Consider the following 19,163-nt stretch of genomic DNA (forward strand, 5'->3'; position numbering starts at 1 on the left):
AGTGGATACACAACGAGAACAAGAACAAACACTGAGAACAGAGATCTACTTGGTTTTGTCTGCGCTTTTCCGTAGCGCACCAAGTGAGGACATGATCGAGTTCCTGACTTCTCTAGAAGTTGAACCATCAGAAAGCGCAATGCAAAAAGCGTGGATTGCGCTTCAACAAGCGGCGAAAGATTCCAACCGCGAAGCGCTAGAAGATGAATACCAAGATCTTTTCATTGGTATCGGTCGTGGTGAAGTGATGCCATTTGGCTCATGGCACATGACGGGTGCAATGATGGAAAAACCACTGGCTGAAATTCGTCACGATTTGGAACTGCTTGGTTTCGAGCGCGATGAAAATGTGAAAGAGCCGGAAGACCACATCGCGGCACTTTGTGAAGTGATGTCGATGCTAACGGGTGAAGAAGAAGATCTTCAACAAGCGGTGTTTAACAAACACATCGCACCTTGGTTCTGCTCTTTCACTCAGCAATTAGAAAACGCAGAGAGCGCGAACTTTTATAAGCCAGCAGCTCAACTGTGTGAGGCGTTCTTAACACTGGAACAAGTGCGCTTTAGCGTGAACACCAAAAGCAGTAAGCACAAATTAAAAATTGATGTGAAAAACGTCACTGATTACGAGTAATCGAGCAGTACTTGGTCATATCGATAGAGGGGCAATAGCCTCCAAAGATCTACCGTAAGGTAAGGAAGCAATGATGAAAGATAATAAAGAAATAAACACAAGCCGTAGGGATCTCCTGAAAGGCTTAACGACTGCAGCCGTAGCTGGTGCGGTTGTCGCTGGAACAACAAAAGTGGCAAGCGCTTCAGAAACGGTTGAGCCTTCTGAAAAAGACGTGAAGAAGAAAGGGTATCGTGAAACTCAACACATTCGCGATTACTACGACACACTTTAGGAGATAACGGATGAAACTTGTCAAACGCTCCGACAGTGTGAGCAAAGAAACCAATCAGCTTGGCGTTTCTCGCCGTGCATTCATGAAAAACACCTCGCTTGCTGCTGGTGGTGCGGTTGTAGGTGCAAGTCTTTTTGCACCGGGCATGATGAAGAAAGCACAAGCTAAATCGGTGGATCCAGAAGCGAAAACAGAAGTAAAACGTACCATCTGTTCTCACTGTTCTGTAGGTTGTGGTATCTACGCTGAAGTTCAAAACGGCGTGTGGACAGGTCAAGAGCCTGCATTCGACCACCCATTCAACGCTGGTGGACACTGTGCAAAAGGCGCAGCACTGCGTGAACACGGTCACGGTGAGCGTCGTCTGAAATACCCAATGAAGCTTGAAAACGGTAAGTGGAAGAAGCTTTCTTGGGATCAAGCGATCGAAGAAATCGGTAACAAGGTGATGGACATCCGCAAAGAGTCGGGTCCAGATTCCGTTTACTGGTTGGGTAGTGCAAAGCACAACAACGAACAAGCGTACATGTTCCGTAAGATGGCGTCGCTTTGGGGTACCAACAACGTTGACCACCAAGCGCGTATCTGTCACTCAACAACCGTAGCAGGTGTAGCAAACACTTGGGGTTACGGTGCGATGACCAACTCTTTCAATGACATGCACAACTGTAAGTCGATGCTGTTCATTGGTTCAAACCCTGCAGAAGCGCACCCTGTTGCGATGCAACACATCCTAATCGCGAAAGAGAAGAACAACTGTAAGATCGTTGTTGCGGATCCTCGTCGTACTCGTACAGCTGCAAAATCAGATCACTACGTATCGCTGCGTCCAGGTTCTGACGTTGCGTTCATTTGGGGTGTGCTATGGCATGTCTTCGCGAACAACTGGGAAGATAAAGAGTTCATCCGTCAACGCGTATTCGGTATGGATGAAATCCGTGCAGAAGTAGCTAAATGGACACCAGCAGAAGTTGAGCGCGTAACTGGCGTTCCCGAGTCTGAAGTTTACCAAACAGCGAAACTGCTTTCTGAAAACCGTCCTGGTTGTATCGTTTGGTGTATGGGTGGTACTCAGCATACGACTGGTAACAACAACACACGTGCTTACTGTGTACTTGAGCTTGCGCTAGGTAACATCGGTAAATCGGGCGGCGGTGCAAACATCTTCCGTGGTCACGATAACGTACAGGGCGCAACTGACCTTGGCGTACTATCTGACACGCTACCAGGCTACTACGGTCTATCTGAAGGTTCATGGCGTCACTGGTCAAAAGTGTGGGAAATCGATTACGAGTGGGTGAAAGGTCGTTTCGATGACAACGCTTACGGTGGTCAAAAACCAATGAACAGTGCAGGTATCCCTGTATCTCGTTGGGTGGATGGTGTGCTTGAAAACAAAGACAACATTCGTCAACGTGAAAACATCCGCGCCATGTTCTACTGGGGTCACGCAGTAAACTCTCAGACTCGTGGTCCTGAGATGAAGAAAGCGATGCAAAAGCTGGATATGATGGTTATTGTTGACCCATACCCAACAGTCGCAGCGGTAATGAATGATCGTACTGACGGCGTTTACCTGCTTCCTGCAACGACTCAGTTCGAAACACACGGCAGTGTGACAGCATCTAACCGCTCACTTCAGTGGCGTGATCAGGTTATCGAGCCATTGTTCGAATCTAAACCTGACCACGAAATCATGTACCTGCTAACTAAGAAGCTAGGTTATGAAGATCTGCTGTTCAAAAACATCCGTGTTGAGAACAACCAGCCAGTGATCGAAGACATTACTCGCGAATTCAACAAAGGCATGTGGACCATCGGTTACACAGGTCAAAGCCCAGAGCGTCTAAAAGCGCACCAACAAAACTGGCACACATTCCACAAGACATCTCTGGAAGCAGAGGGTGGTCCTGTGAATGGTGAGACTTACGGTCTACCTTGGCCATGTTGGGGCACCCCAGAGATGAAACACCCAGGCACACACATTCTGTACGATACGTCTAAGACGGTTGCAGAAGGTGGCGGTAACTTCCGTACACGCTTCGGTGTGGAATTCGAAGGTCAAAGCCTACTTGCTGAAGACAGCTACTCTAAAGGCTGTGAAATCAAAGACGGTTACCCAGAGTTCTCTGACAAGCTAATCAAACAGCTTGGTTGGTGGGACGACCTAACGGCTGAAGAAAAAGCAGCAGCGGAAGGTAAAAACTGGAAAACTGACCTGTCTGGCGGTATCCAACGCGTAGCAATCAAGCACGGTTGTATCCCATTTGGTAACGCTAAAGCGCGTGCGATTGTTTGGACATTCCCAGACCGCGTACCGCTACACCGTGAGCCGCTATACACGCCACGTCGTGACCTTGTAACGGATTACCCAACTTGGGACGACAAAGAAGCTATCTTCCGTGTACCAACGCTTTACAAGTCTATCCAGAAAGAAGACAAGTCTGGTGAATACCCAATCATCTTGACTTCTGGTCGTCTGGTTGAGTACGAAGGCGGTGGTGAAGAGACTCGTTCAAACCCATGGCTTGCTGAACTTCAACAAGAAATGTTTGTTGAAGTGAACCCGAAAGACGCAAACGATCTTGGCTTCAAAGATGGCGATGACGTTTGGGTTGAAGGCGCAGAAAAAGGTCGCATCAAGGTGAAAGCGATGGTCACTCGTCGTGTTAAACCGGGTCTGGCGTTCATTCCGTTCCACTTCGGCGGTAAGTTCGAAGGTGAAGACCTACGTTCTAAGTACCCAGAAGGTACGGACCCTTATGTTGTTGGTGAAGCAGCCAACACGGCAACCACTTACGGTTACGACCCTGTTACTTTGATGCAGGAAACTAAAGTAACCCTATGTAACATTCGTAAAGCGTAAGGAGTCTGACAATGGCACGAATGAAATTCCTATGTGACACCAAACGCTGTATCGAGTGTAACGGCTGTGTTACTGCATGTAAGAACGAAAACGATGATGCGCTTGAGTGGGGTATTCAACGTCGCCGCGTAGTAACACTGAACGACGGTGAACCAGGCGAAAACTCAATCTCTGTAGCTTGTATGCATTGTACAGACGCGCCTTGTATGGCGGTTTGTCCAGCTGACTGTTTCGAGCACACAGAAGATGGCATCGTCCTTCACAACAAAGATCTTTGTATCGGTTGTGGTTACTGTCTGTTCGCTTGTCCATTCGGTGCGCCTCAGTTCCCGAAACAAGCATCGTTCGGTGAGCGTGGCAAAATGGACAAATGTACTTTCTGTGCAGGTGGCCCAAACACAGAACCAGGTTCTCTAGAAGAGCGTGAGAAGTACGGCGCGAACCGTATTGCTGAAGGTAAGCTACCTATGTGTGCGTCACTTTGTTCAACAAAAGCACTGCTAGCGGGTGATGCAGAGAAAGTTTCTGACATTTTCCGTCAACGTGTGGTTGAGCGCGGTGCGAAAAACGCAGGTTGGACAGACGGTAACGATCTTTCTTACGACGCAACTAAAAGCTAAGTAGGAGAGACACATGTTAAATACTCTTAAACGTGCGTCTCTTGTAATGCTGTCGATGATGACAGCATTACTGCTGACCTTTGCGATGCCAGCGTCTGCGCAAGAAAACACATCTCCAGTGGTACAACAGGAGATGACGCAACTTGCAGGTGCAGACTTTTGGCGTCAGGTCAAAGAGGGGCAAGAAGGCTATACCACGTCGAAATCAGCGGAACACGGTGTGCTGATCAGTACTCCGGGTGAGACTTGGTACATTCTTAAAGAGAAATGGATGTCTCCTGCGGGCGCTGTCGCAATTTTCGGTAGTATCGCAATGGTTATCATGGCTTACGTATTCGTTGGTCCTCTGATGCTAAGCAAGCCACGTACTGGCAAGAAGATGAAACGCTGGTCTCGACTAGACCGCGCACTACACTGGAGCATGGCGTTTACCTTCTTAACGCTGGCATTCAGTGGCTTGATGCTGGTTTACGGTAAGCACTTCTTGAAGCCGTACGTACCAACTGAGTTCTGGGGCTTCATCGTCATGTTGGCGAAGCAGTACCATAACTACATGGGTCCGCTGTTCTTCATCTTGCTGATGTTTGTTCTACTGAAATGGTGGCGCAAATCTATCCCTAACATGACAGACATCCGTTGGTTCATGAAAATGGGCGGCATGGTAGGTAAACATAAAGGCACGCACCCATCGGCTGGCTTCTCAAACGGTGGTGAAAAGGCGATCTACTGGTTGCTGATCTTCTTTGGTGCTATCGCTGCAGTGAGTGGCTTAATTCTGGACTTCCCAATTTTCGGTCAGACTCGTCGCCATATGGAGTTGTCTAACCTTGTTCACGCGATTTCGGCACTGATTCTAATCTGTGGTTTCATCTTCCACATTTACATCGGTCTATTCGGTATGGAAGGTGCGCTAGAGGGGATGGTCACTGGTGAAGTTGACGAGACATGGGCGAAAGAGCATCACGATCTTTGGTATGAAGAAGTAAAATCCAAAGAAGCGATGGGCGAAACAGATACGGTACAAACGGAAGCAAAAGGAGCAAAAGCGAATGAACAAACCTCATAACGGGATTTGGGTTGCGTACATCCTGAGCTGTTTGACCCCGTTTACGTTTTTGATCTCAGGCGTTGTCGCAATCATTTACGCTGGGTACCGTTTGGATAAAGGCGAAGACAGCGACGTAGTGAACTCGCATTACTACGGTTTGATTCGTACTTTCTTCCTGTACCTGACATTCTTTGTTGTTCTGATTGTAACGGTAGCAACATCAAATGGTGTGTTGATTGGTGTAAGTGATTACTGGATGCATAGTACGTTGCTAGACTCTGTTGCGTACTTTATTCCTTGGATTGGTATGTTGTTTGCTGCGTTGGCAATTCTTGTGTGGTTCCTACGCATGTACCAGGGTATGAACCAACTGCGCAATAACATGCCGCACAGACCGTCTACAGGTCCAAACCTGTAAATTCAATGGCTTTATTGAAGAGAAAGCCAGAGAAAAACAGTTTGTAAACATGCAAAACCCTCGACACAGTTCGAGGGTTTTTTATCTCGTCTTTATAGGGAATACTGATTTAACAGTTTCCTTTTTTCGCTTGTCCCGGCGGACAGAAATCACCGCCATGAACAGGGTGACCATTATCCTTGTCATTGGTGCTCACTTTGACTTTTACGTCATCGACCTCACCTTCAATATTGGTGATCTGACAGCCAGCCAAAGTTCCCAGTAAGATAAGGACAAGAGATACACCTCTCATTGCTTTGCCTCTCAATTTATCATTCTAATCATGACCACTACGACCATGGTCTAATCCATATTACTACTGTTGTTATTCTATCGGTGTTAAGCTAATGAAAAAGAACAACAAGGATAGGTTATGAATTTCCCTTATAGAAATATTGTAGTACTTACTGGCGCTGGCATCTCGGCTGAGTCTGGTATTCAAACATTTCGCGCTCAAGATGGTCTCTGGGAGAATCACCGCATTGAGGACGTTGCAACACCCGAAGGGTTTGCTCGCGATCCCGATCTTGTTCAATCGTTCTATAATCAACGTCGAAAAAAACTACAGGGCGAAGATATCAAGCCTAATGCTGCTCATATCGCGCTAGGGCGCCTAGAAGAGCAGTTGGAAGGTAAAGTGACTATCATTACTCAAAACATTGATAATCTGCATGAGAGAGGCGGTAGCGCCAATATTATTCACATGCACGGTGAATTGCTTAAAGCGCGTTGTAGTGAATCTAATCAAGTCATCGAGCATTCAGAAGACATTGAAACTGGCGAATTATGCCACTGCTGCCAGATTCCTGCTCAAATGCGTCCACACATTGTTTGGTTTGGTGAAATGCCACTGCGTATGGGTGAGATATACGCGGCATTGGAAGAAGCAGACTTGTTTATTTCTATTGGTACATCTGGCGTGGTATATCCAGCCGCAGGTTTTGTACATGATGCAAAGATGCACGGTGCACATACGATTGAAATTAATTTAGAGCCAAGTGCCGTCGAGAGTGAGTTTGAAGAGAAGCGTTACGGTAAGGCAAGCATCGAAGTACCGAAGCTTGTTGACGAGATTCTTGCTCTGGAAAACGAACCTAGCGCTTAAAAAAGAGTTAACCCCAAAATCTAACAAAGGCATCGAGTGATTCGATGCCTTTTTGTATACCCAAGTGACTTCAAGATGCAGGATTCAGAGCGTTGTCATTGATTCGAGAACAAGGAAAACAACGCAGTGTAATAGCCAGCTCTTTCCAAGTTGTTTGACGCAGCAATCGGGTCAATGACACGCTCCCAAAGGGCGAGCTGCCTTGGCTTGTATACTTTGTTGCCGATTCTTGATTTAGACCCACTAAACCTTTAAATCGCCGCCGCGTCTACAAACCAAGTCAGTCTCGCTGAACCTAGCATCTCGAGGTTACTTGGGTATATCTTGAAACTTTGTATTCTGCCGCTTTGTAATTCGAGCAGTATAGATTGAGATGCAAAGCACGATCTTCAGATACAAGAAAAGCGACCGAAGCCGCTTTTCTAAACTATTTCGACAGACTGATTAGTTGTCTACTTTTAGCTTTTGGAAGTACTCATCGTAAAGCACGCTAGTTTCACCAACTTCGTCTTGCCATGTACCGCTGTCCATCACTTCTTGTGGTGGGAAGATGCTTGGATCGTTAGCAAATTCTTTCGGTAGTAGATCGTGAGCTGTTTTCACTGGAGTAGGGTAACCAATCTCTAGTGCAATCTTAGCTGCGTTCTCAGGGCGTAGTAGGAAGTCGATCATCTTATGAGCTGCATCAACGTTCTTAGCACCCGCTGGAATTGCGAGGCTATCCATCCAGAAAATAGTGCCTTTCTCTGGCCAGATGATATCGATGTTCGCGCCTTCTTGACGAGCCATGTAAGCAGAACCGTTCCAAAGCATACCAAGTGATACTTCACCTGCTAAGTATGGGTTCGCTGGGAAGTCTGAATTGAATACCAATACGTTCGGCATTAGCTTTTTCAGCTCTTCGTAAGCGGCTTTGATCTCGTCTGGGTTAGTGGTGTTTGGTGAGTAACCAAGCTTAGTCAATGCGATGTGGAATACTTCGCGAGAATCATCCATTAGCATTAGTTGACCTTCCCACTTGCTATCCCAGAAGTCATCCCATTTAGTCACAGAAGACTTATCTAGCATATCAGCATTGATACCAATACCGGTCGCACCCCAAATGTATGGGATAGAGTAGTTGTTGTTCGGGTCGAACGGCTTGTTCAGGAAGTTAGTGTCTAGATCAGCAAAGTGAGAAAGTTTCTCTTTGTCGATCTTTTGCAGCATGCCTTCTTTACGCATTTTAGATACGAAATAGGTAGACGGTACTACCAAGTCGTAACCAGAACCTTGAGTTTTCAACTTCGCGTACATGCTTTCGTTAGACTCGTACGTAGAGTAGATAACTTTGATACCAGTTTCTTTTGTAAAGTCTTCAAGAACTTCGTTTGGAATGTATTCCGACCAGTTGTAGAAATACAGTTCTTGATCAGCAGCCATTGCAGGGGTAGCGATTAGCGTCGCCGCACACAGTGCGCTTGCGTAGAATTTACTTTTCATTTGTTTTCCGTTTTGTTCAGCAACAGGACAAATCAATACTAGTAACAAATAACGATTTGAGCCAAATTGCGATAAGCACAATCCTGTTTATCTGAGCCACGAAAACCAGCATTAGGGTCAAAATAGAACGTAATGCTTGAACTCGAGTCAAATAAACCTAGCAACATACAATTATATCAGTCAATTACAAAAATAGGCAGCGTATTGCTGCCTATTTTCATTTAGTAGATGGCTTATTAAGCAAGATCAGATCATTGACCCGCTTTTAGCTTCAGGAAGTAGTCTTCATACTTCACTGTCATGTCGCCAACAGAGTCTTGCCATTCAACACGGTCAAGGTCTTCTTGAGAAGGAAACAGTGGTGCAACGTCTTTGAATTTAGCGTTAGATTCTGCTACCGCTGTTAGGTAACCCGTGTCCGCTGAAATTTGCTCTGCGATTTCTGGACGCAGTAGGAAGTCGATCATCTTGTGAGCCGCTTCTACGTTCTTCGCGCCAGAAGAGATTGCGAAGTTATCAACCCAACCGATGCCGCCTTCTTTAGGGAATACAAGTTTCAGGTTCATGCCTTCGTTTTGAGCAGCTGCTGCGCTACCGTTCCAAAGCATACCAACGCCAACTTCGCCAGACATGTATGGTGCGCCTGGGTTGTCAGAGTTAAATACTAGAACGTTTGGCATTAGCTTTTGTAGTTCTGCGTATGCTTCGTCGATTTGTTTTGGATCCGTAGAGTTACCTGAGTAACCCAGTTTGCGTAGTGCAATGTGGAACACTTCACGAGTGTCGTCCATCAGCATTACTTGACCTTCTAGCTCTGGCTTCCATAGGTCAGCCCAGCTTTGGAAGTCGTTTGGATCATACATGTCTGCGTTAACCGCTAGACCTGTAATCGCAACAACGTGTGGAATAGAGTAGTCGTTATTTGGATCGTAAGGCTTGTCTAGGTAGTTTTTATCTAGGTTGCCGAAGTTTTTCAGCTTAGTCTTATCGATCTTTTGTAGCATGCCTTCGTCACGCATCTTCGCTACGAAGTACGTAGAAGGTACCACTAGGTCATAACCTTGGTTATGAGTTTTTAGCTTTGCATACAAAGTCTCGTTCGACTCGTAAGTCGAGTAGATCACTTTAATGCCAGTTTCTTTGGTAAATTGCTCTAGGATATTACTGTTGATGTAAGGACCCCAGTTCATAAATACCAATTCTTTATCGTTCGCTGCCGCTGTACCAGAGAACAGAGAAAGCGCACATGCACTACCAGCTAATAGAGTAGCCCATTTTTTCATTGACGTTAGCTCCAAACCAAACGTTGTCCAATTAATTTTGGACGATAGATAGAAAAACAGAATGGCATGTAACCATTCTGTTTCGTGATGTTAACGGGTGCGGATTTTACTTCACTTTTTCTCTTGCTAGCAACTGAGAAATTACTACCAGAACCAAAGAAACAATCAGCATGACCGTTGCTAGGGCGTTCACTTCCGGTGAAATGCCCACCTTAACCATTGAGTAAATCTTCAATGGCAAGATTTCGTATGTTGGGCCTGTTACAAACGAGCTGATAATTACGTCGTCCAAAGACAGCGTAAAGCTCAATAGCCAACCTGCAGCAACCGCTGGTTTAGCAAGAGGAAGGATGATCTGTTTCAAGATAACCCATTCGCTTGCACCAAGGTCTTTTGCAGCTTCCAACATTTTCACATCAAAGCCATTTAAGCGGCTGTACACTGTTACCACAACGAACGGTAGACAGAAGGTGATGTGAGCAATCAATAGAGTAAAGAAGCCAAGCTGTGCGCCCAATACAAGGAACAGAGCAAGTAATGAAATCGCCATGACAATATCTGGAGACATCATTACGACAAACAGCATGCCGTTTACCGCACCTTTACCTTTGAACGAGTAACGGAATAGGGCAACAGCCGTCAAGCTACCAATAATGGTTGCTGCTGTCGCTGAGAATACCGCTACGTTCAATGAATGCCATGCAGCCTGCATTAGACTGTCGTTATTTACTAAGGTTTCGTACCATTTCGTGGTGAAACCGCCCCATTTCATACCAAATTTGTTGGCATTAAATGAGTTAACAATTAAGACGATGATTGGCAGATACAAAAATGCATATACCAGCGCCATAAAGCTAAATCTAACTGTGCGTCCCATTAGTCTAGCTCCACTTTCTTATTCAATAGTTTGCCTGCTCTGTAGTAAGCGTAAAGCATCACAGCCATTGCGAAGGTGAGGGCGATACTGGTCGCGGCACCAAATGGCCAGTCACGAGCGTTCAGTACTTGGCTCTTAATTACGTTACCGATCAGTAGGTTCTTCGCGCCGCCTAGAAGGTCAGATATGTAGAACATACCTAGTGCTGGTAGTAGAACCAACAAACAGCCACCGATAATGCCTGGCATTGTCAGAGGCAAAATCACTCGTGTAATGGTTTGAAACTTGTTCGCACCAAGATCTTTTGCTGCCTCGATGTATGTGTTGTCTAGTTTCTCTATTGCCGAGTAAAGCGGCAAAATCATAAACGGAAGCAAGATGTACACAAGACCAATCATTACTGCTGTTTCGGTATACATTAAACGCATCGGCTTATCGATGATTTCCATTGCCATCAGCGACTTGTTCAAAATGCCTTGAGTACCTAGAACAATCTTTAAGCCGTAAGTACGGATAAGGGAGTTAGTCCAAAATGGCACAATCACCAAGAACAACATGAACGGACGCCATTTTTCAGGCATTTTCGCTACGATGTAAGCAAATGGGTAACCAATCACCAAGCACAATAAGGTTGCAATGATCGCCATGTAGAAAGAGTGCATCAACACTTTTGCATACAGAGGATCAAGCAGGCGAAGGTAGTTGTCGAAAGTAAACGTTAATTCAATTAGGTTCGCTTCATCACGCGTCAAGAAACTCGTACCGATAATCATTAGGTTTGGAACTAACACAAACAGTGTTAGCCAGCCAACGATTAGGGTAATGATCGCGTTCTGAAGATTAAGCTTCTTGCTTATCATTTAGTACTACCTCCCAGCTCTCAACCCAAGTAATAGCGACTTTCTGGCCGAGTGAGTGGTCCACATCTGGATCATCTTCGTTAAAGAATTCGCTTACCATCACGCGCATGCCTGAATCCAACTGGATAACTGAATCAAGCGTCATACCTTTATAGGTACGTTCTGTTACGTGACCTACGATGCCTTTTTCTTCAGACTCTTTGATCTCTTCGATACGTAAGTCTTCTGGGCGAAGTAGTACTTGTAGTTTCTCACCTGCTTGAGCTGCTTGATCGTAGTAAACAACAGATTCAACGCCTTCAATTTCTGCTCGGATGCGTTTCTCGTCGATACGCTCTAGCATGGTTGCGTTGAATACGTTGATCTCACCGATAAAGCGAGCAACAAATAGGTTCTTAGGCTCTTCGTAAATCTCACGTGGGGAACCATCCTGCTCGATAACACCGTCGCGCATAACAATAATGCGGTCAGACATCGATAGGGCTTCTTCCTGATCGTGTGTAACAAAGATAAAGGTAATACCAAGTTGACGCTGAAGCTGTTTAAGCTCGATTTGCATTTGCTTACGTAGTTTGTAATCAAGTGCAGATAGAGATTCATCTAGCAGCAGTACTTTTGGTTTATTAACAACCGCGCGAGCGATCGCGATACGTTGTTGTTGACCACCAGAAAGTTGGTGAGGCTTACGCTGTGCCATTTTTTCTAGGCGAACCATGCGTAGCGCTTCCATAACTCTTGGTTCAATCTCAGCAGCAGGTGTTTTCTGCATGCGAAGACCGAAAGCAACGTTTTCAAATACGGTCATATGAGGGAAGAGTGCATAACTCTGAAATACCGTGTTGACGTGCCTTTGCTCTGCAGGAACCTGTGTTACATCTTGGTCATCTAGTACGATTTGACCGTTGTCTGCCGTTTCAAAGCCCGCGATCATGCGTAAAACCGTTGTTTTACCACAACCAGAAGGACCAAGAATTGTCAGAAACTCACCATGATTAACATCCAGATTTAAATTACCGATGATTTCCTTACCATCGAAACTTTTGCTAATACCAGATAGACGAACTACTGGCTTTCCTGCTTGCTGTTTAGCGTTCAACGTCTGTATTTCTCCCACGTTCAAATTGGGGTGTATCCAATTGATGTGACATTAGTCATTCACTTTTGAGGCGCGCATCATAATCACCAAAATTGTGAAATCAAAGCATTTTCTTATCTTGAAACAGAAAAAATTTTGCAGGCAAAAGTAAACATTCCTTACCATACTGTTTTTGTAGGGGTATTTACATTTCAGCTATACATAAGAAAGGCATTAATTTCTTGTGCAAATGTTTTCAATTTCATAGATTTGCGAGTGGTTAATTATCGACCAAATAGCAGATATTGCAAGTATTGAGGCCGACTTATGATTTTAGACGTGCAAAGATTTCTTTATAATGACGCCCTTATTAATTAACTGGTTTTCCAGAAAAAATTTTACAAGTTAGCCTTGGATAAAATATGAACAACGATTTTGAGAAAGATTTCAATCTTGGAGGGAGTGTAGAGCGAGCTCTTTCTGGCAAGTATGAACTAAAAGCAGCAGCCGTTTTTAGCGAAGCTTGGCGCACAACCATCCAACAGTTTTTGTCCTTCTCGCCAGCGATTATTCTCCTCCTATTCGTTCAGCTGGGTATTTTCTATATTGCACTTCAACTTCAACTCGGAGATCCAAGTGTTATCTTGGATGCGCTTCAAAACCCTGAATCTTTTACTACAGATATCGTGTCCGCTATTTATGTCGCTAACTTCAGTTATGAAGTGATCAGTGCGCCGATTTATGCTGGTATTAGTTTAATGGCAATGAGCCACGTGGCGGGGTTGAAGACAAAGGTACGTCATGTTGGTAAAGGCCTTCAATTTACGGTTCCTGTGATTTTAGCAACACTATTTAGCCTGATGATGCAGGGTGTTGCTGGAATGATTTTCCCTTTGTTATCGCTATACCTTTCTTTAGCATTTAGTCACTCTATCTTATTGATTTGTGAGAAAAGAGTACCACCAATGCAATCGCTTTTATTGTCTCTTCGAGCCATAAACAAAAAGCTTTTTGTTGTCGCAGGGCTTTACTTAGGCGTGATGTTGATGTTTATTGTTGCTGCAATGTTCTACGGAATTGGCTTGATCTTCGTGTTACCGTTCTTCTTCCATTTGAAGGGAATCCTGTACCGCGAAATGTTTGGTATCAAGTTGAAGATCGTAGCGACGCAACAAAACGATAACGATCACGATGGTAACTCTCAGGTGTTTGATGCCTAAATCTTTAAAATCTATGAGTTTACGAGTGGCGGCTATCACAATAGCCGCCACTTTTGTTTCTATTGGTCCTTATTTGCACTATGACCGTGAGTATCGCAAGGCGATTGATCCGCAAGTTGTGCATGGACCCGTTTCACACCCAGATTTGTCGCATCTTCCTTATATTGGTGACATTCCGGATTTTAACTCGATTAAGGACACGAAAGATAAGAAGACGGCATTCTTCGACTTTCTTCGTCCGAAAATCGCGCTAGAAAATAAGCGCATTGAAAAAGAACGTGTATTCCTAACGTCTTTGACGGTTGGAGAGATTAGTTCAGAGCAAACATCCTATGCCGAGCGTTTGGCTGCACTATATTCTTATCCTTTGAAAGATGGAGCGGTCACACAAGCTTGGCTGGATGAAATGCTTAAGCGTGTCAATGTGTTGCCGGAGGCGCTGGTGTTAACTCAAGCTGCCAATGAATCTGCGTGGGGTACTTCTCGTTTTGCTAAACAAGCAAACAACTTGTTTGGTCAATGGTGTTATAAGAAGGGCTGCGGAATTGTCCCTGCAAAACGTGGCGCTGGTAAAACGCATGAAGTAGAGAAGTTCGATACTGTTCAAGAATCTGTACATGGATACTTTATGAATGTGAACCGTAACCGCGCGTACGCAGATTTACGAGACATTCGTGCGAATTTAGCAGGGAAACACAAGGATTTGTTATCTGTGGCGACAGCATCGGAGTTGACTCATGGCTTGCTTGCGTATTCTGAACGTGGCATTGCCTATGTTAATGACTTACGTGCGATGATTCGCCACAATAACGCTTACTGGACACAATAAAAGAAATAACGGATCGGATGAAGAAGTTAAGCCTAAGTTTACTAGGCAGTGCGGTACTGGTCTTAGCATCGCCTGCAACTCACGCGCAAGAATACATGTTTACGTATTCCAAGCTCTACACACAATTGAAGAACAATGCGAAAGAAGGGCACGATGACGTTAAAGTCGGTGTGTTTTTTGTGGATGCAGATACCAAGCAACTGTGTGAGATAGAAAAAGCATGGATGGAAAAAGAAGAGCATTACGAAGAGTTTGTGATTCCAGCTTCTAAAGAGCTTCCAATTCCGATCGATAAGAACTTAAAGTCTGCGAACCCGCTTGTCTTCGTCCAAACACCAAAAGATACTCGATGTGATTATTCTTTAGTTGTAATGACCAAAGAACCATTACAGGGTAACGTATCTTACGAACAACTCACGCCTTTGATGCCTCAAATGCAAGCATTACTTGAAGATCTAGGCGGTATGTTTGCTGGTTGGTTTACACCTCAAGTACAAGGTGTGACGATGGAGTTTGCTGATGCTCTTAATGATACGATTACCTTCTCTAATGGGACAGAGAAAGCAATCGTGGATGGAAAAGTTCAAGTTGCACTGAGCGAAATTGGTGAAGGTGGGCACATGACACTCCCTCAACCAACAACTCGTGTATTACCTTATCTTCCCAACGCAAAAAAATAAGCGTTAAGAAAAGCAAGAAGGGTCGCAACTGCGGCTCTTTTTTATTTCCAACGTACTCTCACCATTTTTTCACACTATTTATTGACGACTCCATCACACAAACATTTAATCCTGCGCAAAAAGCTCGTATAATCCACGCCCCAAAGAAACCCATGTTAGGAAGCCCTGGTCGATTTATCGGCGATGTGAGAGCCCGCAATGAACCAAGTAGATACAAGAAAAGAAACCCTAGAATTCAACAAGCTTCAGAAACGCCTAAGAAGAAATGTTGGAAATGCCATTACTGATTACAACATGATCGAAGAAGGCGATGTTGTAATGGCATGTATTAGTGGTGGTAAAGATTCATTTGCAATGCTTGATATCCTGCTGAATCTACAAAAGGCAGCACCAATCAAGTTTGAAGTGGTCGCAGTTAACCTTGACCAGAAACAGCCAGGTTTCCCTGAGCACATTCTCCCAGATTACTTTGAAACGCTGAACATTCCTTACTACATCGTAGACAAGGACACTTACTCAGTCGTTAAAGAGAAAGTGCCAGAAGGCAAAACGACGTGTGGTCTATGCTCACGCCTTCGTCGTGGTACGCTTTACTCGTTCGCAGAGAAGATCGGAGCGACTAAATTGGCACTTGGTCACCACATGGATGACATTGTAGAAACAATGTTCCTGAACATGTTCCATGGTTCTCGCCTTAAAGCGATGCCGCCAAAACTTCGTTCAGACGATGGTCGCAACGTTGTGATTCGTCCTCTTACTTACTGTCGTGAGAAAGACCTGATCAAATACGCAGAACACAAAGAGTTTCCAATCATTCCTTGTAACCTCTGTGGCTCTCAAGAGAACCTTCAGCGCCAATCGATTAAAGCAATGTTGATCGATTGGGACAAGAAAACGCCTGGTCGCGTAGAAGCGATCTTCAAGTCAATCCAGAACGTAAGCCCAAGCCAGCTTGCTGACCGCGAACTGTTTGACTTTGAAAACCTTCCACTAGATCGTGAAGGTAACCGTGAAGAATACGAATTCAGCGAAGCGATTGTGTCTTCGACGAACATTGACGAGTCAATGTTTATCGATGTCACCAACATTTGATTCTAGGAGGCTAAGTTAGCCTCCTTTTTATTACGTGTATAACGCAATGATAGACATAAAAAATCCCCCAGTTATTGGGGGATTTTTATTTCTGGATAACGTTACAACTTATTAAGTCGCCGTATTTGGATCAAGTGGACTGATATAACCGTTTGGTTTCAATGCCAGTACGTCACAATTGATCTTATCAATCACATGCTCAGCCGTGTTACCAATAAACACTGCAGAAAGCCCTGTGCGTCCGGTTGTACCAAGAATAACCATTGCCGCATTTAGCTTTTCAGCCGTTGCAGGGATGATGTCTTCTGGTAAGCCTTGCTCAACGATAGTTTGCTCTTCATCCAGTCCGTGTTTTTGGCGAAGCGCTTTCATTGCTGTTAAGTGATGACCACGCACTGCGTCGGTATACGTCGTTGGGTCAAACTCAGGCAATTCGATCGTGATATTCGCCGGTGTAACCGGATAAGCATTAACAAGATACGGGTCTGCATCAAGACGATTAGTGATTTCTTTTAGACGCTCGACCATCGAATCGTTCAAGTCAATGTGCGTAGGGTTTTCAGAACCAACATGGACAGAAGCAAGAATCTTCGCATGCTCTGGCCAATCAGCATTTTTAATCAAAAGTACAGGGATAGGGCACTTACGCAACAAATGCCAATCTGTAGGAGTGAAAATGACGGATTCTAGAACATCGTGTTTACGCGTTCCTTTAATAACGATGTCGTGACCGCCAGCAAAGACTTCAGCAATGATCGCTTCATAAGGGCGATTATGCCAAACAACACAAACATCAAAGTCGAAGCTATCGTCTAAATACGGTTGGGCTATCTTACGCATCCATTGTTCACGTTGGTGGATAACACCGCGACGCATAGCATCTCTTTCATCGACCGACAGCATTGAGGTCATGTCATACGAAAAATCGTAGATTGACAGAAAGAAAGTGATTCGGCTTCTGGATACACTTTTTCGAGCGAGTTGAACTGCTCTTGCAAGTGCTGGCTGCTCATCATTATTGATGTCAGCAACAACAAGGATCTTACTGTATATACTCATATCTAAGCCCACTTATTATTGTAAAACCAAATACTGAATATAAGGTAAATCAGTATATTGGAGTACACAAGGTACATTTTTACTGTAGCTCAGTTTGGGGAAGAATTTGAGGACTTTCGAAGGGATTTTGGAAGAAATATGATGTAGCTCATTTTCGAGCTACATCAATTGATAGGGCAAATTAGTCTTTGCTGACGCCAGCAAGTTCCATCAATGCATCGTGATCTAAGATGGTGATGTACTTACCTTTTACGCTCAGTATTTCAGATTTCTGGAAGCGACCAAGTAGGCGGCTGATGGTTTCAACTGTTAGACCGAGGTAGTTACCAATATCACCACGAGTCATGGTTAGACGGAACTCTCGAGGGCTAAAACCACGTTGCGAGAAACGTGTTGATAGGTTGTAAAGGAAAGCCGCAAGACGTTCTTCAGCATTCTTTTTAGAAAGCAGAAGGATCATTTCTTGGTCACCTTTAATTTCGCTACTCATTAGACGCATGATCTGCTGACGAAGCTTAGGCATTTTGCCTGATAGGTCATCAAGGATTTCGTAAGGAATCTCACAAACCATTGAAGTTTCAAGTGCTTGAGCAAAACTTGGGTGTAGATCGCCCGTAATTGCGTCAAAACCTACAAGGTCTCCTGCTAAGTGAAACGCAGTAATTTGCTCATCGCCTTGTTCTGTAATGGTGTAGCTCTTAATTGTGCCAGAGCGGATAGCGTACAGAGATTTTAGCTCATCACCTGCTTTAAAAAGCTCTTGGCCTTTTTGAATTGGCTTTTTACGCTCGATGATTTGATCCAACTGATCCAGTTCAGACTCGTTTAGAGTGAACGGAATACACAGTTGGCTAATGCTACAATCTTGGCAATGAATCGCGCAACCACCTGATTGGATACGCTTTGTTGCAGGTTTTTCAGAAATCATAACAACCTTTCACTATTTGATATACATCAATATTTTATCACCGCTTACTTCTAAAGGGTAGCAAAAAAATGATGGAAAACGACTTTGATGCTATATGAAACCAAGCATTCGCATCGCGCCGGCGGCAGTATACATGCCATAGCTTATTAGGATTAATGCAGAGATGTTTCTAAATATTAACGATTTTTGCAACTTCTGAAAATGGCTCGCACCATATCCGATGGCAAGCATTGATGGAAGAGTTCCGAGACCAAACGACAGCATGATTAGTCCGCCGTTTAAAGCGTCTCCTGAAACTGCAGACCAGGTTAACGCCGAGTATACTAGTCCACACGGTAACCAGCCCCAAATAAAGCCAAATGGAAAGGCATACATTGGGTGCTTCAGTGGCAACAAGCGTTTTCCTGCTGGAGAGATGAACTTCCAGATATGTTGACCAGCTTTCTCAATAACAAGCAGTCCTTGCCACCATTTTGCGATATATAGGGCGACTAAGATCATGAAAAGCGCGGCGACAAATCGAAGCCAAGCGAGAGACTGGGTTAAACCGCTCAACTCTGAAAGACCTGATATAGCACCACCAACAATTGCGCCAATTAACGCGTAGCTTGCGAGTCTGCCAACGTTATAGAAAAGGGGAATAGAGGAAGAAGGTTTATTGTTCGGTGCGCCCATGGAGAGTAGAGAGGCGATACCGCCACACATTCCCATGCAATGACCAGCCCCAACGAGACCGATCATAAATGCACCAATAAAGTCTGGGCTCATAAAATA

General features: G+C 44.6%; 20 protein-coding genes. 11 read left to right on the forward strand and 9 right to left on the reverse strand.

What is annotated here, in order from left to right:
- Window position 1 precedes the first annotated feature (1 nt).
- From OH463_RS21255 to OH463_RS21280, 6 genes are all read left to right on the forward strand, one after another.
- Window positions 2-634, forward strand: coding sequence for a TorD/DmsD family molecular chaperone (locus OH463_RS21255; RefSeq protein WP_269992563.1), 633 nt, complete (start codon window positions 2-4; stop codon window positions 632-634).
- 73 nt (window positions 635-707) lie between these two features.
- The gene (locus OH463_RS21260) at window positions 708-908 is read left to right on the forward strand and encodes a twin-arginine translocation signal domain-containing protein (protein WP_005427585.1); all 201 of its coding nucleotides are present in this window, start codon (window positions 708-710) and stop codon (window positions 906-908) included.
- A gap of 10 nt (window positions 909-918) precedes the next feature.
- On the forward strand, window positions 919-3,774 hold the full coding sequence (locus tag OH463_RS21265) for a formate dehydrogenase subunit alpha (RefSeq protein WP_050937638.1): 2,856 nt from the start codon (window positions 919-921) through the stop codon (window positions 3,772-3,774).
- Between the two features lie 11 nt (window positions 3,775-3,785).
- Window positions 3,786-4,394, forward strand: a complete 609-nt coding sequence (gene fdh3B / locus OH463_RS21270) for a formate dehydrogenase FDH3 subunit beta (RefSeq protein WP_005427693.1) — start codon at window positions 3,786-3,788, stop codon at window positions 4,392-4,394.
- A 13-nt stretch (window positions 4,395-4,407) separates the two neighbouring features.
- Window positions 4,408-5,460 (forward strand): formate dehydrogenase subunit gamma, encoded by a 1,053-nt coding sequence (locus OH463_RS21275; RefSeq protein ID WP_269992565.1) that lies wholly within the window; start codon window positions 4,408-4,410, stop codon window positions 5,458-5,460.
- A complete protein-coding gene (locus OH463_RS21280; RefSeq protein ID WP_005427687.1) occupies window positions 5,444-5,860 on the forward strand; it encodes a membrane protein in 417 nt (138 codons plus the stop codon). Before OH463_RS21275 ends, OH463_RS21280 begins: the two co-directional genes overlap by 17 nt.
- A gap of 109 nt (window positions 5,861-5,969) precedes the next feature.
- On the opposite strand, the gene OH463_RS21285 is transcribed toward OH463_RS21280, so the two are convergent.
- On the reverse strand, window positions 5,970-6,152 hold the full coding sequence (locus OH463_RS21285; RefSeq protein WP_005445797.1) for a hypothetical protein: 183 nt from the start codon (window positions 6,150-6,152) through the stop codon (window positions 5,970-5,972).
- A gap of 120 nt (window positions 6,153-6,272) precedes the next feature.
- Here OH463_RS21285 and cobB point away from each other — a divergent pair, with 120 nt between their 5' ends.
- On the forward strand, window positions 6,273-7,004 hold the full coding sequence (gene cobB, locus OH463_RS21290; protein WP_009697787.1) for a Sir2 family NAD+-dependent deacetylase: 732 nt from the start codon (window positions 6,273-6,275) through the stop codon (window positions 7,002-7,004).
- Between the two features lie 444 nt (window positions 7,005-7,448).
- Here the strand turns inward: cobB and OH463_RS21295 are convergent, their stop codons facing one another.
- From OH463_RS21295 to potA, 5 genes are all read right to left on the reverse strand, one after another.
- Window positions 7,449-8,486 carry an extracellular solute-binding protein gene (locus tag OH463_RS21295; RefSeq protein ID WP_269992568.1) on the reverse strand — a complete coding sequence of 346 codons (1,038 nt, stop codon included), beginning with the start codon at window positions 8,484-8,486 and terminating at the stop codon, window positions 7,449-7,451.
- 251 nt (window positions 8,487-8,737) lie between these two features.
- Window positions 8,738-9,769, reverse strand: coding sequence for an extracellular solute-binding protein (locus OH463_RS21300; RefSeq protein WP_005445792.1), 1,032 nt, complete (start codon window positions 9,767-9,769; stop codon window positions 8,738-8,740).
- A gap of 106 nt (window positions 9,770-9,875) precedes the next feature.
- On the reverse strand, window positions 9,876-10,646 hold the full coding sequence (potC, locus tag OH463_RS21305) for a spermidine/putrescine ABC transporter permease PotC (RefSeq protein ID WP_005389180.1): 771 nt from the start codon (window positions 10,644-10,646) through the stop codon (window positions 9,876-9,878).
- Complete coding sequence (gene potB / locus OH463_RS21310) at window positions 10,646-11,506, reverse strand: spermidine/putrescine ABC transporter permease PotB (RefSeq protein WP_005441590.1); 861 nt, start codon at window positions 11,504-11,506, stop codon at window positions 10,646-10,648. The genes potC and potB overlap by 1 nt, the downstream gene beginning before the upstream one ends.
- Entirely contained in the window at window positions 11,487-12,602 is a 1,116-nt protein-coding gene (potA, locus tag OH463_RS21315; RefSeq protein ID WP_009697791.1) for a spermidine/putrescine ABC transporter ATP-binding protein PotA, read from the reverse strand. The genes potB and potA overlap by 20 nt, the downstream gene beginning before the upstream one ends.
- Window positions 12,603-13,003: 401 nt before the next feature.
- Between potA and OH463_RS21320 the strand changes: the two genes are divergently transcribed.
- The 4 genes from OH463_RS21320 to ttcA all read left to right on the forward strand — a co-directional run bounded on the left by OH463_RS21320 (window position 13,004) and on the right by ttcA (window position 16,402).
- A complete protein-coding gene (locus OH463_RS21320; protein WP_009697792.1) occupies window positions 13,004-13,801 on the forward strand; it encodes a hypothetical protein in 798 nt (265 codons plus the stop codon).
- Window positions 13,794-14,630: a glucosaminidase domain-containing protein gene (locus OH463_RS21325; RefSeq protein WP_017190160.1), complete on the forward strand. Its 837-nt coding sequence runs from the start codon at window positions 13,794-13,796 to the stop codon at window positions 14,628-14,630. Before OH463_RS21320 ends, OH463_RS21325 begins: the two co-directional genes overlap by 8 nt.
- Before the next feature lie 17 nt (window positions 14,631-14,647).
- On the forward strand, window positions 14,648-15,310 hold the full coding sequence (locus tag OH463_RS21330) for a DUF2987 domain-containing protein (protein WP_005445785.1): 663 nt from the start codon (window positions 14,648-14,650) through the stop codon (window positions 15,308-15,310).
- A 198-nt stretch (window positions 15,311-15,508) separates the two neighbouring features.
- The gene (gene ttcA, locus OH463_RS21335) at window positions 15,509-16,402 is read left to right on the forward strand and encodes a tRNA 2-thiocytidine(32) synthetase TtcA (RefSeq protein WP_009697794.1); all 894 of its coding nucleotides are present in this window, start codon (window positions 15,509-15,511) and stop codon (window positions 16,400-16,402) included.
- Window positions 16,403-16,513: 111 nt separating this feature from the next.
- On the opposite strand, the gene uspE is transcribed toward ttcA, so the two are convergent.
- The 3 genes from uspE to OH463_RS21350 all read right to left on the reverse strand — a co-directional run bounded on the left by uspE (window position 16,514) and on the right by OH463_RS21350 (window position 19,157).
- Window positions 16,514-17,461 carry a universal stress protein UspE gene (uspE, locus tag OH463_RS21340; protein WP_005445783.1) on the reverse strand — a complete coding sequence of 316 codons (948 nt, stop codon included), beginning with the start codon at window positions 17,459-17,461 and terminating at the stop codon, window positions 16,514-16,516.
- Window positions 17,462-17,642: 181 nt separating this feature from the next.
- On the reverse strand, window positions 17,643-18,389 hold the full coding sequence (locus OH463_RS21345) for an FNR family transcription factor (RefSeq protein ID WP_005445781.1): 747 nt from the start codon (window positions 18,387-18,389) through the stop codon (window positions 17,643-17,645).
- 90 nt (window positions 18,390-18,479) lie between these two features.
- Window positions 18,480-19,157, reverse strand: a complete 678-nt coding sequence (locus OH463_RS21350) for a sulfite exporter TauE/SafE family protein (RefSeq protein ID WP_005445779.1) — start codon at window positions 19,155-19,157, stop codon at window positions 18,480-18,482.
- Window positions 19,158-19,163: the final 6 nt, after the last annotated feature.

Origin of the sequence: Vibrio sp. NFR (assembly GCF_027587095.1) — a bacterium.
Classification (GTDB): Bacteria; Pseudomonadota; Gammaproteobacteria; order Enterobacterales; family Vibrionaceae; genus Vibrio; species Vibrio harveyi.